The 15,132-nt window shown below is 43.3% G+C and carries 9 protein-coding genes and 6 tRNA genes; 5 read left to right on the forward strand and 10 right to left on the reverse strand.

All coding sequences use genetic code 11. The annotated features are described in order from the left end of the window. Nucleotides 1–65 precede the first annotated feature (65 nt). Together C3B73_RS10625 and C3B73_RS10630 are read left to right on the forward strand one after the other, a co-directional pair. Entirely contained in the window at nucleotides 66–1,457 is a 1,392-nt protein-coding gene (locus C3B73_RS10625; RefSeq protein ID WP_103665577.1) for a class II fumarate hydratase, read from the forward strand. 132 nt (nucleotides 1,458–1,589) lie between these two features. Next, nucleotides 1,590–4,007 (forward strand): alpha-ketoacid dehydrogenase subunit alpha/beta, encoded by a 2,418-nt coding sequence (locus C3B73_RS10630; protein WP_103665578.1) that lies wholly within the window; start codon nucleotides 1,590–1,592, stop codon nucleotides 4,005–4,007. Nucleotides 4,008–4,168: 161 nt separating this feature from the next. Here the strand turns inward: C3B73_RS10630 and cyoE are convergent, their stop codons facing one another. Next, nucleotides 4,169–5,077: a heme o synthase gene (cyoE, locus tag C3B73_RS10635; RefSeq protein WP_103665579.1), complete on the reverse strand. Its 909-nt coding sequence runs from the start codon at nucleotides 5,075–5,077 to the stop codon at nucleotides 4,169–4,171. 188 nt (nucleotides 5,078–5,265) lie between these two features. Next, complete coding sequence (locus tag C3B73_RS10640) at nucleotides 5,266–5,589, reverse strand: MerR family transcriptional regulator (RefSeq protein WP_103665580.1); 324 nt, start codon at nucleotides 5,587–5,589, stop codon at nucleotides 5,266–5,268. A gap of 78 nt (nucleotides 5,590–5,667) precedes the next feature. On the opposite strand from C3B73_RS10640, the gene C3B73_RS10645 reads away from it, so the two are divergent. Next, complete coding sequence (locus C3B73_RS10645; protein ID WP_103665581.1) at nucleotides 5,668–6,621, forward strand: glycosyltransferase family 2 protein; 954 nt, start codon at nucleotides 5,668–5,670, stop codon at nucleotides 6,619–6,621. Between the two features lie 40 nt (nucleotides 6,622–6,661). Then, nucleotides 6,662–9,346, forward strand: coding sequence for a cation-translocating P-type ATPase (locus C3B73_RS10650; RefSeq protein WP_103665582.1), 2,685 nt, complete (start codon nucleotides 6,662–6,664; stop codon nucleotides 9,344–9,346). A 60-nt stretch (nucleotides 9,347–9,406) separates the two neighbouring features. Here the strand turns inward: C3B73_RS10650 and C3B73_RS10655 are convergent. The 7 genes from C3B73_RS10655 to C3B73_RS10685 form a co-directional block, all read right to left on the reverse strand. After that, a tRNA-Glu gene (locus C3B73_RS10655) sits at nucleotides 9,407–9,479 on the reverse strand. 62 nt (nucleotides 9,480–9,541) lie between these two features. Then, nucleotides 9,542–9,615, reverse strand: a tRNA-His gene (locus C3B73_RS10660). A 9-nt stretch (nucleotides 9,616–9,624) separates the two neighbouring features. After that, a tRNA-Glu gene (locus C3B73_RS10665) sits at nucleotides 9,625–9,697 on the reverse strand. Between the two features lie 43 nt (nucleotides 9,698–9,740). Continuing rightward, nucleotides 9,741–9,811 (reverse strand) — tRNA-Cys (locus C3B73_RS10670). 19 nt (nucleotides 9,812–9,830) lie between these two features. Continuing rightward, nucleotides 9,831–9,904, reverse strand: a tRNA-Arg gene (locus tag C3B73_RS10675). 69 nt (nucleotides 9,905–9,973) lie between these two features. Further along, a tRNA-Pro gene (locus tag C3B73_RS10680) sits at nucleotides 9,974–10,047 on the reverse strand. Between the two features lie 60 nt (nucleotides 10,048–10,107). Beyond that, entirely contained in the window at nucleotides 10,108–11,238 is a 1,131-nt protein-coding gene (locus C3B73_RS10685) for a glycosyltransferase (RefSeq protein WP_103665583.1), read from the reverse strand. Between the two features lie 128 nt (nucleotides 11,239–11,366). Between C3B73_RS10685 and C3B73_RS10690 the strand changes: the two genes are divergently transcribed. Beyond that, nucleotides 11,367–12,437, forward strand: a complete 1,071-nt coding sequence (locus tag C3B73_RS10690) for a hypothetical protein (protein ID WP_103665584.1) — start codon at nucleotides 11,367–11,369, stop codon at nucleotides 12,435–12,437. 100 nt (nucleotides 12,438–12,537) lie between these two features. Here the strand turns inward: C3B73_RS10690 and C3B73_RS10695 are convergent, their stop codons facing one another. After that, on the reverse strand, nucleotides 12,538–15,123 hold the full coding sequence (locus C3B73_RS10695; protein WP_103665585.1) for an ATP-dependent Clp protease ATP-binding subunit: 2,586 nt from the start codon (nucleotides 15,121–15,123) through the stop codon (nucleotides 12,538–12,540). Between the last annotated feature and the right edge of the window lie 9 nt (nucleotides 15,124–15,132).

Genomic DNA, 15,132 nt, shown 5'->3' on the forward strand with positions numbered 1-15,132 from the left:
TCTGTATTTATGCGTTCATGTTGAAGACAGAGTATTCCTTTTAACCTCTAAAAGAACTAAGTAAGATGAGTGATTTTCGTATCGAGAAAGATTCAATGGGTGAAATTAAAGTTCCAAAAGATGCCCTTTACGGTGCACAAACCCAAAGAGCCCACGATAACTTTCCGGTGAGTGGTATCAAATTCAGCCGGGAATTCATTGAAGCACTTGGATACGTTAAAAAATCAGCGGCTGCAGTTAATGCCGAACTTGGTCTTTTGGACAAGGGAGTTGCTGAAGCCATTCAGGCAGCCGCACAGGAAGTGATTGAAGGCGTCCACGATAAGGAATTTGTGATCGATATCTTCCAAACCGGCTCGGGTACTTCAACAAATATGAATGCCAACGAGGTGATCGCCCACAGGGCTAACGAGCTTAAGAATAACGTGGATGTGAACATTCACCCCAACGACCACATCAACTATGGACAAAGCTCCAACGATGTGATCCCCACCACCATCCGGGTGGCTGCTGTAAAAGCCGTGAAGCATAACCTGATCCCGGCGCTTCAGCATTTACAAAAAGCCTTCCTTGAAAAAGGAAAGGAATACTCTGATGTGGTTAAAACCGGGCGTACCCATCTTATGGACGCCATGCCTGTGACCATAGAACAGGAATTCGGGGGGTATGCACGTCAGGTTGAATTGGGAATTAAGCGGGTTGAATCGGCTCTTGAAAGAGTAAGTGAATTACCACAGGGGGGAACCGCTGTCGGGACCGGTATCAATACACACAAAGATTTTGGTAAGAATTTTGCAGCTAAAATCTCTGAACTGACCGGTGAGAGTTTTGTGGAAGCAGAAAATCATTTTGAAGCCCAGGCCACGGTTGATGCTCCGGTAGAATTAAGCGGGCAGCTCAAAACCATAGCAGTGGGTTTGATGAAGATAGGAAACGATCTGCGATGGATGAACTCAGGTCCCAACAGTGGAATCGGTGAAGTAGAATTAGCGGCACTTCAGCCCGGGTCTTCCATCATGCCGGGTAAGGTAAATCCTGTTATCGAAGAATCACTTACCATGGTTTGTGCACAGGTTATAGGGAATGATTCTGCCATAACAATTGGCGGGCAGGCCGGTAATTTTGAGCTCAACGTTATGTTACCCGTTGTTGCTCACAATTTACTCCAGTCAATTGATATTCTGGCTAATGCAGCTCGCAACCTGGCAGACCGGTCTGTATTCCGACTTAAGGTTAAGAAAGAACAAATTGCTGATATGGTGGGCAGGAATCCAATTCTTGTTACAGCATTGAATCCGATCATTGGTTACGATCTGGCTGCTAAAATTGCCAAGAAAGCTTTTGCTGAGTCACGACCATTGAAAGAAGTGGCCAAGGAAATGACCGATCTTTCTGATGAAGAGCTGGATAAAGCCCTGGATCCCATCAAGATGACTAAAGGCGGTTTTACAGAATAAATTGCTTAGGTCTTCTTAGCGAACGATCAGAACGTTAGGAAGACCAAAACCAGTTTCATAAAAAAGCGCTTTTCCTTATACTGTCGCCCCTTTCGGAAGGTGCTTACCAAATTTCAGAACTAATTTTATAAAATGGCTAAAGCGAAAAAGAAATCAACGAAGAAAAAATTTACTGCAGCTCAGAAAAAGGAGATCCTGAATGATTTCAAACTGGGTTGGGTAAGTCGGCATATGTCACTTATCGGACGAAAAGAGGTTCTGACCGGTAAGGCAAAGTTCGGCATCTTCGGCGATGGTAAAGAGATACCTCAGATCGCATTAGCCAAACAATTTAAGGAAGGGGATTTCAGATCCGGTTATTACAGGGATCAAACCTTTATGCTTGCAATAGGTGAGGTAACTCCACAGCAATTATTTGCTCAGCTTTATGCACACGCTGATGTGGAAGCTGACCCAAGCTCTGCCGGACGCCAAATGAATTCACACTTTGCCTCAAGACTGATAGATGAAAATGGCGAGTGGAAAGATCAAACCAAGTCAAAGAATACGGCCTCAGATATATCCCCCACAGCCGGACAGATGTCTCGTTTACTTGGGCTTGCGCAAGCCTCCAAAGTGTATCGAAATGAAAAAGCCCTGAAAGGCAAGGAATGGAAAAAATTCTCGAGTAAGGGTAATGAGATCGCTTTTGGAACCATAGGCGATGCAAGTACTTCGGAGGGTGTTTTTTGGGAAACCATTAATGCCGGTGGGGTGCTTCAGGTCCCAATGGTGGTTTCCGTTTGGGATGATGGTTACGGAATATCTGTATCCAAAAAATATCAGACGACCAAAGAAAGTATCTCAGAGATCCTGAGTGGATTTCAGCGAACCGATGATAAAGACGGGTATGAGATACTGACGGTGAAGGCCTGGGATTATGAGGCTTTGCTTGATACCTATGAAAAAGCAGCAAAGATAGCACGGGATGAGCACGTTCCGGTATTGGTTCACGTTCAGGAAGTGACGCAGCCACAGGGGCATTCCACCTCAGGCTCTCATGAGCGATACAAAGACGAAGATCGTCTGAATTGGGAAGAAGAATATTGCTGCTTAGAAAGACTGCGACAGTGGATCATTGAAAATGATATTGCTAAAGCTGATAAGCTGGATGAGCTTGAAAAAGAAGCAAAGGCTGAGATAAATGAAGCTAAGAAAGCCGCTTGGGATGCTTTCATGAAGCCCATCAAGGAAGAAAAGAAATCAGTGCTTGACCTGCTATCGAAATTACAGGAAGAGTCGGGTGTAAAGGAAGTTGGAGACTTTGCCAAGGCACTTAAGAATTATCCTACTGCGATCCGAAAAGATATTTTATCAGCTGCCCGAAAATCTCTGGCAGCAACTGCAGGTCAAAGCGGTTCAGCTCGACAGGAATTGAAAGACTGGGTTGCAAATTCCCTTAAAGAAAACAGGGAAAGATATTCCTCACACCTTTATAGTGAGACCAAGTATTCACCACTGAATGTGGATGAGATCAAGCCTGAATACGATGAGAAGCCGAAGAAGGTAGATGGTCGACTCGTTCTGCGTGATAACTTCGATAAGATCTTTGAGAAATACCCAAATACGCTGGTGTTTGGCGAGGATTCCGGAAAGCTTGGAGATGTAAACAAAGGCCTTGAAGGAATGCAGGACAAATATGGTGAGACCCGTGTAAGTGACACCGGTATTCGTGAGGCAACCATATTAGGTCAGGGAATTGGGATGGCTATTCGTGGTTTGAGACCCATCGCAGAAATTCAGTACCTGGATTATTTGCTCTATTGTTTTCAGGGAATCTCTGATGACCTTGCCACCATTCGTTACAGAACCAAAGGTGGTCAGGCTGCACCGCTCATTGTGAGAACGCGCGGACATCGTTTGGAGGGAATCTGGCACTCAGGTTCACCAATGGGCATGATCGTTAATGGTGTAAGAGGGGTACATTTTTGTGTACCACGAAATCTGACTGAAGCTGCCGGTTTTTATAATACTTTACTTCAAGGAGATGACCCTGCGATCATTGTAGAGCCATTGAATGGCTACAGACTGAAAGAAGAATTGCCGAATAATCTTGGTGAGTTTACAACACCATTAGGCAAGCCTGAGATCGTGAATGAAGGTTCAGACATTACCGTGATTTCTTATGGATCTACGTTCAATATGATCGAAAGCCTGCTTCCACAATTAGAAAAAGCCGGAATTTCCGTTGAGCTGATCGATGTAAGAACTCTGTTGCCATTCGATATTGATCATGTGATCGGTAAATCACTTGGCAAGACAAACCGACTATTGATCGTTGATGAGGATGTACCGGGTGGAGCCTCGGCCTATATACTGCAGAACATCCTTGAAGTACAAGGCGGGTATTTCAACCTGGATTCTGAACCTAAATGCCTGACAGCCAAAGCCCACAGACCGGCCTATGCCTCTGACGGTGATTACTTCAGTAAACCCAATGCTGAGGATATCTTTGAGACAATCTACTCGATAATGAGTGAAGCTGATCCTGCTCAGTACCCTGAGATCTGAGTTTCAGCAAATTCTTAAAGCTTTTGCAATCTATTTTTTAATGAGGGTGATTCGGATTCCCTAAAAGGAATTACGATCACCTTTTTTTGTGATGTTAAAATAGATAAGCAAAGAGGGGGGCTTGATATAAAATCCAGAAGTTTTAAAAGGGTAAGATCAGATCAGAAAGAGATGAAACGATCAATAAATACAGCAACCCAAACCAAGGGCAGGTAGGCAATAGATGCGAACATCATTTTCTTGGCATTTTCCTTTGTTCGGTCCATCCCAAATTTGATGGTATAAGCTGTAAAGCCAATAGCTAAGATCATTCCGAGAACCAAGAAGATCATTCCTGAAATATTCAGTTGCCATAGGGCCAGGGTGACCGGAAATAGACCCAGAACACAGATCATAGACCAGAAGAGGGTTTTACGCCCCACTTCATCATTCTTAGGAAGCATCTTAAGACCGGCGCTTGAGTAATCATCTTTACACAGCCATGCAATTGAGAGTACATGTGGTACTTGCCAGAAAAACATGATCCCAAATAACAACCACATTCCCGGTTCCGCAATATTACCCGTTGCTGCTGCCCACCCACCAACAGGGGGCAGTGCCCCCGGGATAGCTCCAATAGCTATGTTAACAGGCGATACTTTTTTCATAGGGGTATAAACACCCAAATAGATCAAAGCGGTTACGAACGAAACGGCACCGGCGACCGGGTTGACCATTAAAATAAGGTAGAAGAGACCAGAAAAGATCAGTGAGAGCGAAAAGATCATTCCACTCCTGGATTCAATTCGTTGATCGGGAAGCGGACGTTTGGCCGTACGCTTCATGAGTCGGTCAGAAACTCGTTCAATAAATTGGTTATGAGCACCGGTTCCTGCAGCGATCAAATAGGTGCCGATTAGAGCGTGAACAAGAATTGAGAAATTAATATCGGAACCACTTCCAAGTATAAATCCAACCAGCATACTCACCAAAACAGACATAGTAATGCCGGGTTTAGTCAGTTGATAATAGTCAGATACTACCTCGCTGAAAGGTCTCTTGATTAATACGTTTTCGTTTACTGAATTCATTTACTGAGCTTGTTCAAATACGGCTTTATGAAGCAATCATGAAGGTAAGATAAATTCCTGATTTTTGTTAGTTACTTTGAAGTTTTCTAAGGCAAAAATGCAGTTTTGATACAGAATACTTGTAAAAATAGTTTAGGGCGGTACACTTTGTGATCCGTTGAACCTATCAGATGATAAACCTATTTCCCTTAAAGCCTTTCAAGAAGGTCATTTAAAAATACCCGGATCTCAGAAAGGTCTTTTTGTGCCTCGGCACTCAGGTCTGATTGCTTCTTTTTGGGTTCGCCATTGGTCAGGATCTCCTGAACACCTTCTGTGCTGTACTTTTTGTCGTGCAACAACTCTTTGATCCTGAAGATGAGCGCCAGCTCACTTTCCTTGTACACACGGTTTCCCGCACTGTTTTTCTTAGGTCTAAGCTCAGAATAGGTCTTTTCCCAGTTTCTGAGAACATGCGGCTCAAGTCCCGTTAATTTACTGACTTCACCCATGGAGTAATACAATTTTTTCATAGCAGGCAGAAAGTGTATTTTAGAGCTGTTTTGTTTATGAAAGTAAACTAATTCTGATCATTTATAAAAGGTTACATTTTGCAAGATAAGGATACTAATTCAAATATTGACATAAGTTTAGTGATCCCGGTTTATAACGAAGAGGATTCACTGCCTGAACTTGAAGAGGCTATCTCAGAAGCTCTTTCTGCTCAATACAATTATGAGGTCATATTTGTTGATGACGGATCTTCAGATAATTCCTGGAAGGTGATCAAAGATCTGGCCCTGAGTAAAGAGGGTGTAAAAGGCGTTTCATTCCATCATAACTATGGAAAAAGTGTAGCTTTGCAGGCCGGATTTGAAAATGCGACGGGAGAGTTTGTGGTTACACTGGACTCTGACCTTCAGGATGATCCGCATGAAATACCTGAGATGATACAAATGTTGAAGGATGGTTACGATCTTGTAAGCGGTTGGAAAAAAGTAAGGCATGATCCGATCTCAAAAACCATTCCTTCAAAATTTTTCAATTACGTAACAAGGAAAGTAGCAGGCATTGATCTGCACGATTTTAATTGTGGCCTTAAAGCCTACAGATCAGAAGTTGTGGAGAACATCTATTTGTATGGAGAGCTTCATCGGTACATCCCAATGCTAGCAAAGAGGGAGGGCTATGGCCGGATAACTGAAAAAGTGGTCAAACATCATCCACGAAAATATGGCAAGACCAAATTTGGCCTGTCAAGGTTTATGAACGGCTTCCTTGACCTGGTGACCATCACTTTTGTTCAGCGTTACCTTCAGAAACCCATGCATTTTTTTGGAACCATTGGTATGCTGCTTCTGATTGCCGGTGGTGTTATTAATGGTTACATGGCTTTTATAAAGATATTCTTTGGGGAAAGTATTGGAAACAGGCCTTTACTGTTTTTAGGTATACTGCTTATGGTTGTCGGTGTTCAGTTCTTTTCAACCGGTTTGTTAGGTGAGCTGATAAATAAGAATCATGTGGAGAAACAAAAGCCACGTATAAGAGACAGAATCAACTAAGTCACCGTCTTAAAATATTCACCGATCAAAGTATTTCATAATGGCAACAGGGTCAGGATCAAAAACAGAGTTTGAAGAAATCAACAAACCGTTTGCCTTAGCAGGAAGTGAAGTACTGTCAAAATATGGAGTGGATAAAGAACAGGGCCTGACAGAGGAAGAGGTTCAAATCAGGAGAGATAAATTTGGGGTCAATCGGTTAAGACAGCATAAAAGCAGAAGTATATGGTCTGTTTTGGCCGCTCAGTTCAAAAGTATCATCATAGGTTTACTTGCGATAGCTGCCATAGCAGCCTTTTTATATGGTGAGTGGGTTGAAGGTTGGGCTGTGTTGGTCGTGATACTTATTAATACCCTGATCGGTTTTGTGACTGAATTGAGAGCTGTCCGTGCTATGGAAGCTTTGTCCAAGCTGGGAACCGTTAAAACCCGAGTGAAAAGAAATGGCCGGACGATTGAAGTAGATGCCGAGGAACTGGTACCGGGTGACCTTGTGGTGATCGAAGGGGGAGATGTAATAACGGCCGATCTCAGGATCATTAACGCTTCAAAACTACAGGCTAATGAATCGGCACTGACCGGGGAAAGTCTTCCTGTTTCCAAAAATGAAGAGGTTGTGGAAGAAGAAGTTGTGCTGGCTGAAAGAAGCAACATGCTTTATAAAGGCACGGCAGTGACCAGAGGATCAGCCATGGCAGTAGTGGTTGGAACCGGAATGAACACCGAGCTGGGTAAAATTTCTTCACTTGTGGAAACAACTGAGGATGAAGCCACACCTCTTGAGGAACGGCTGGATAAACTCGGGTATAAACTGATCTATGTGACTGTTGGAATTATTCTGGCCATTGTGTTTACCGGCATATTAAGTGGTAAGGATATTGTGTTGATGATAGAAACCGGTATTGCTTTAGCCGTTGCAGCTATTCCGGAAGGACTACCAATTGTTGCAACATTATCACTGGCTAAGGGACTTAAAACCCTTGCAAATAAGAATGCATTGGTCAATAAGCTATCGTCGGTTGAGACACTTGGAGCGACCTCCGTAATTTGTACGGATAAAACGGGAACTCTGACTGAAAATCAGATGACCGCTACACAGGTTCATCTATACCAAAAAGAGATAGATGTAAATGGGGAGAATGGTCAGGAAATGACAGAAAACGGAATTTCAAAGAGTATTGAACAAGATCAAGACCTGAGGCTTGCCATTGAAATTGGAATGATCTGTAACAATGCGACCTTCGAAGCAGGATCTGAGGAGAACAATGGTGACCCCCTTGAAATTGCACTTCTTGAACTTGGGTACAAAGCTGGGATCTCACATCCAAAATTGATCGAAGAACACCCTGAGGTTAAGGAAGATGCCTTTGATTCCACAACAAAAATGATGGCCACCTGGAATAAAACAGATCAGGATTCATTTAGGGTTTACGCCAAAGGAGCTCCTGAAGCCATTATAGAACATTGTACCACTTACCTAAAAGATGGGGAATGCGAGTCTCTTGATAAAACGGCTCAACAGTATTGGTTAGACCTAAATAATAAATTAGCAGGGCAGGGATACAGAATGATAGCCCTGGCCAGTAAACTTTCAGATACATCGGAAGGCAATTCGTACAGTGATCTTTGTTTTGTTGGGTTGGTTGCTTTAATGGATCCTCCCAGGAAAGGAGTTAAAGCGGCCATAGAAGATTGTCGGCAGGCAGGTATCAATGTAGTGATGGTGACCGGCGATCAAGCTGAAACAGCACGGTACATTGCTAATGAGCTCAGGTTGGATGAGAATAGTAGTAATGTGGTGGTGCATGGCAGCAAGCTGTATGACACAGACAAAGAAACAAAACTCAATTCATCGGTCTATGCCCGGATCGATCCCAAACAAAAGCTGGATATTATTGAAATGTACCAGAATGAGAATCAAACGGTGGCGATGACCGGAGATGGGGTTAATGATGCACCGGCTTTGAAAAAAGCGGATATAGGGATCGCTATGGGTCAGCGAGGGACACAGGTGGCCCGTGAAGCGGCTGACATCGTTTTAACAGATGATGCCTTCTCTACGATCGTTGTGGCGGTAGAGCAGGGCAGGATCATCTTCAATAATATCAGAAAATTTGTGTTTTACCTGATGTCCTGTAATGTAAGTGAGGTAGCCGTGGTTGGTATTGCTTCTTTTATTGGAATGCCACTCCCGATCCTGCCACTTCAGATACTATTCCTGAATCTGGTAACCGATGTTTTTCCGGCTCTAGCATTGGGGCTTGGGGAAGGGGATAGATCCATCATGAAAGAAAAGCCAAGAGATACCGATGAGCCTATTTTAACGACGAAACACTGGAAAAGGATCGGGGTGTACAGTTTTGTGATCATGACGTCTGTTCTTGCCGCATTCTACATTGGTCTTCAATGGATGAGTGTTGGAGCTGATGGCGCAGTTACCATGAGCTTTCTGACTCTTGCGCTAGCTCAATTATGGCACGTGTTTAACATGAGAGATGACCACAGTTCTAACTTTTCGAATTCTGTAAACAGAAATAAATGGGTTTGGGGAGCAATCTTACTTTGTGTGGGATTACTCCTGACCGCGATCTATGTACCGTTGTTTGCGGAAGTTCTTAGTCTCGTAAAACCAACTCTGCCTATGTGGGGTGTTGTAATGGTGATGAGCTTAATACCATTAGTGTTTGGGCAGTTATTTATCAGTTTAAGAAAGAAGAATGGATAATATCTTAAATGCCACAAACAAAAAAAGCTCCCCTTCTTGAAAAGGGAAGCTTGATTGCTGTACCGCGTACGGGATTTGAACCCGTGCTACCGCCGTGAAAGGGCGGCGTCCTGGACCCCTAGACGAACGCGGCATCAAAAAACTTGTCAATAAAAAAACCGTGGATGTTTTGAATATCCACAGCTTATTAAAAAGGGAGCCCGATGGGATTTGAACCCACGGCCTCCAGGGCCACAACCTGGCGCTCTAACCAACTGAGCTACGAGCTCCATTTTAAGTACCGCGTACGGGATTTGAACCCGTGCTACCGCCGTGAAAGGGCGGCGTCCTAGACCCCTAGACGAACGCGGCATATATGAAAATCAATATGTCAAAAAAGAGCTACAACCAATTGAGGCGACAGGCGGGTTCGAACCGCCGTACGAGGTTTTGCAGACCTCTGCCTAACCACTCGGCCATGTCGCCTTTTAAAGCACTAAGTTAGTACGCCCGACAGGACTCGAACCTGTAACCTATTGCTTAGAAGGCAATTGCTCTATCCAGTTGAGCTACGGGCGCTCAACTTAACATTATGTCAAAAAAAGTGAGATTTCCTGATCAGCTTTTTTTGATCAGGAAATCTCGATGTCGGGGAGACAAGATTTGAACTTGCGACCCTTCGCTCCCAAAGCGAATGCGCTACCGGACTGCGCCACTCCCCGGTTTCCGTCCTCAGGACAGATTCCAAAAATACGAAGCTTACTAATTGCAGGCAAATACTTTTAGGGTTTTTCTTTAAATACTTTCTCCATCAAGAGGTCGGTAAACGCAGTCCAGCTCAGTTCTTCTTTTAAGGTTCCCAGATTGCGACGTATGGTCGTGCGAACTTCGATATCTTGAATGGATTCTATGGCTTTCTTCAGTTCATTAATATTCTCAGTAGGAAAGATAAGGGCGGATTTATAGGCTTCAATATGTTCCGTTAACCCCTTGAGGTCGGATACAATACAGGGGAGTTCAAAGTTGATGGCATTGGCGAGTATACCGCTTTGGGTAGCCGACCGATAGGGCATCACCATTGCATCAGATAGCGTAAGTATCTCAGCCATTTCCCGGTCACTTACAAACCGGTCTATCACAGTATAGTATTTTTGGTGCTCCTCTTTGATGCGGGATAGAAGAGATTCCTTGTCTGTATAAAATTCTCCAACTATAAACGGGCGAATTTGATTAGCCTCCAGGTTCAAGCCATTTAATGCTTCTATCATGAGGTCCAGCCCCTTATAAGGCCGAACCAGCCCAAAGAATAACAAAATAAGATCGTTATCGGAGAATCCGTACTGGTTCCTCAGAGCTGATCGTGATTCTTCCGGAAGATCCTGTTCATAAACCGGATGAAATAGTTTAATGACTTTTTTACCGATGGATAGTAGGTCAGCTTCCAAAGTACTTTTTTCCGATAAAACGATCACCTGATCTGCCTTATTCATTAATTTCCTGGATAGGAATTTTCCCAAGGGAAATTTTTCGTGAGGCAGAATATTGTGAGCCAGTATTGAAATGGTGGTGTCAGGTGAGTTCTTATTCACCTGATTGATCACTTTGATAAAAGCAGGCGCAAAAAAGGGGTGCCAATAACTTATTAAAAGATGATCAGGTTTATCGGATGCGATCTTTATAGCAGCTTGTTTCCAATTCAGTGGGTTCCAGGAATGAAGGATACGTTTGGCGTATTCTTCAGTGTCGTCATCCTTTAAAAACTGATCTTTTCCCGGAAACAAAAGAGAAGGATATAAGTTGGTAAAGTTATAAGCCTTTACATCTGTTCTATCGTTCAGATTCCGGATCAGATAATCACTGAATTTTGCAATGCCCCCTCGGTAGGGAGGAAATACACTTAAAAATGAGATCAAGGGATTCTTTTATTTGAAATGGTAATGTTTAAAATAAATAATCACAAACTCTAACGGGAACCATATTAAACTAATAGCTCTTAATAATTTTCAGTAAGTTTGCACCGAAAATTTTATCAAATGTATTTATGAAATATCTGACAAACCTCGCACTTTTTTTATTTCTTGTTAACTCAACAGCACTTGCTCAATTATCGGTTTCTGTAAACGGTAACAATTCTATGCAGGTGTTTACTATTAATGATGAGAATGTGGACTTGAGCCGAAGTTCATATTTGAATGCTTCTTCAGTTTTGACTTCCGATATAAACACTTTAACCGGTTTATCAACCTTGTTGAAGTCAGATGCCGTTGAGATATTCGCAGCTGTCAATGAACCCCTTTTTACCTCTCAGATATCCACTGCCGGGGGGGACGAGTCACTGAAAATATATGCAGCGCTGAATGGTTCATTCATCATCCGTGAAAATATTGCCAATTTTCTTTTTTATGATTCAAAGGGTGAGATCAAACAAACGATCTCGAACAGCTCTCAAAGCACTGAAGGGGAATCCATTTCCGAATTTGCTGCAGATCCTGCCATGAAAACAAAAGTATTGTATAATCCGAAGATCGTTCGTGACGGAGTGGAAGGGTCACGAGCCAGGATCATAGAGTCTAATTATACAACCAATGATTTCTATAACAGTTCAGATCGGGCAATAAGAAACGTGAAGGTTTCAGGCGAGGGTCAGTTTATTGGAGTAATTTCCTATGGCAGTGGAGATGATCAGCTTTCCCTGTTTGACCGATTTGGGAATGAGCTGAATACCATTTCATTTGATCAGGCTGTGATGGATTTTGAAATTTCTTCAAATGGAAGATTTGTAACGCTCAGATCTAATGGAAGGGTAGGTGTTTATGACATTCTGAGCGGGGAGAGAGTTGGAAGTACCAGTTTCAGATCCAGGCTACAGTTTGCAACCTTTGTACCTGAAGATCATACGATCGTAGCGATCACTGCAGAAAGTTCCGGAAATACTCTTTCAGACATTGAGTTTCATGCCATCAATACCGAGTTGCGAAGTATAGAAAGAAAGGAATATAACGGTCGGCTTGGTTTTCATGATGAGGTGCCGGTTACGTTATTAAGAAACAATGCCAACGAATATGTACTGAATGGCTTTAACAATACGGTTGAACTCAGAATTAACTTCTGATTGAAAGACTGATCTTTCAAATTTTCTGACGGATAAAACAAAAGCCCTGCTCGTTGAACAGGGCTTTTGTTGTAATTAGATTAGAACTTATCAGAAAAATTTAAGCCTTTTTGGCTTCTTCAGAAGTGTCCTCTTCATGATCAGATTCTGAAGTGCCATTTTCTGATTTTGTTTCAACCGGTTCTGCTTCAGCCCAGTCAAAATCCAATCCATCTCTGGATTTGTTCATTTTGATCTTAATGACCGCTCCTTCCTTATGTTCATTCTCAAGGATCTCCTCAGCCAACGGATCTTCGATATATTTCTGAATCGCTCGTTTCAGCGGTCGGGCTCCATATTTCTGGTCAAAGCCCTTATCAGTAATGAATTCCTTGGCAGCCTTGGTTACTTCGATCGTAAACCCAAGCTCTTTGATCCTTGCGAATAGTTCCTCATTCAGCAGGTCAATGATCTGATAGATATCCTCTTTCTCAAGTGGCTTAAAGGTGATCACATCATCAATTCGGTTCAGGAATTCGGGATTGAATACTTTCTTCAGGGCGTCCTGAATGGTTGATTTCATCTTCGCATAATCGAAGGGAGAATCATCCGTATCAAATCCGATACCTTTACCCATATTACGAATATCGCGGGCTCCGATGTTTGATGTCATGATGATAATGGTATTTCTGAAGTCAACCTTTCGGCCCAGACTGTCAGTCAAAATTCCGTCATCCAACACTTGCAGTAAGATATTGAATACATCAGGGTGAGCTTTTTCGATCTCATCCAGAAGAACCACGCTGTATGGTTTGCGTCTTACTTTTTCGGTGAGAATTCCGCCTTCCTCATATCCAACATAGCCGGGAGGTGCACCCACCAATCGGGATACAGAAAATTTCTCCATGTATTCACTCATATCAATGCGAATGAGCGTGTCTTCTTTGTCAAATAAATACTTGGAAAGAACCTTGGCCATCTCAGTTTTACCCACTCCGGTTGGTCCCAGAAAGATAAAGGAACCGATTGGGCGAGATGGATCTTTGAGTCCGGCTCTGGTTCGTTGAATGGCTTTTGTGAGTTTGATGATGGCTTCTTCCTGCCCGATCACCTTACCGGAAAGACTTTCCTTCATCTTCAGAAGTTTTTGTCCTTCTTTCTGGCTGATCTTGTTAACAGGCACGCCACTCATCATGGCTATGACAGAAGCTACATCTTCCTCATTTACATCATATACAATGTTCTCAGATTCTTTTTCCCATTCACGCTGGGCAATTTCAAGTTCTTCGATCAAGCGTTTTTCCTGATCACGAAGTCGGGCAGCCTCTTCAAAACGCTGCTTTTTGACCATTGAGTTCTTTTCCTCACTGGTGCTTTCGATCTGTTCTTCAAGATCAATGATATTTTGTGGAACCGTGATGTTTGCCAAATGAACCCGGGCTCCTGCTTCATCCAGGGCATCAATGGCCTTATCCGGCAAAAAGTGATCCGAAACGTAACGATCGGTGAGTTTCACACAGGCGTCAAGAGCTTCATCCGTGTATCTTACACTGTGATGTTTCTCATATTTTGATTTGATCTGATTCAGGATCTCAATGGTTTGCTCCGGTGTGGTAGGATCTACCATGATCTTTTGAAAACGTCGCTCAAGGGCGCCGTCCTTTTCAATAAATTGTCGATACTCATTCAGAGTGGTAGCTCCGATCGCCTGAACTTCACCTCTTGCCAAGGCAGGTTTCAGCATATTTGAGGCATCAAGTGAACCGCTGGCACCACCGGCACCAACAATCGTATGAAGCTCATCAATGAAGAGGATCACATCGTCTGTTTTTTCGAGCTCGGTCATCACAGCTTTCATTCGCTCTTCAAACTGACCCCGATATTTTGTGCCGGCAACCAGTGCGGCAAGATCAAGGGCGATCACACGCTTGTCGTATAATACCCGGGATACCTTGCGCTCTACAATACGGGAGGCAAGTCCTTCGGCTATAGCCGTTTTACCCACACCGGGTTCACCGATCAATACCGGGTTATTCTTTTTACGGCGACTCAATACCTGGGCCACACGTTCAATTTCTTTTTCACGACCGATAATTGGATCAAGGCGACCTTCTTCAGCAAGTTCAGTAAGGTCACGGCCGAAATTATCCAGTACAGGAGTTTTAGATTTATCCATTTTTTTCTCTCTGGAACTGCCTGAGCCGCTTGGTCCTTTTGAGGCCGCGGCACTGGCTTTCATGGTTGAAGAATCACTGTGATCATCCCGCGATTTACCGGAAATGATCAGGTCAAGTTCCTCCCGAACAGCATCATATGAGATACTGAATTGCTGGAGGATCTGTGCGGCGATATTTTCATCATCTCTGAGTAGTGATAAAAGAAGATGCTCTGTTCCAATGGTATCGCTTTTGTAGAGTTTGGCTTCCAGATAAGTAATGCGTAATACTTTTTCGGCTTGTTTAGTAAGCGGTATATTTCCGACCTGAACCGAGCCACCGGTTCCTCTCACAGTGTCTTCAATAGTTTTTTTGAGTTTAAATAGGTCGCAATCCAGGTTTTTTAAGATCCGGACTGCAACACCGTCGCCCAAACGTACAATTCCTAATATTAGATGTTCAGTTCCGATGTAGTCGTGTCCCAATCTCAGCGCTTCTTCACGGCTGAATTGAATAACATCACGAACTTTACTTGAAAAATTTCCCTCCATCTGACGTGT

The sequence above is a fragment of the Gracilimonas amylolytica genome (assembly GCF_002911695.1).
GTDB classification, from domain to species: domain Bacteria; phylum Bacteroidota; class Rhodothermia; order Balneolales; family Balneolaceae; genus Gracilimonas; species Gracilimonas amylolytica.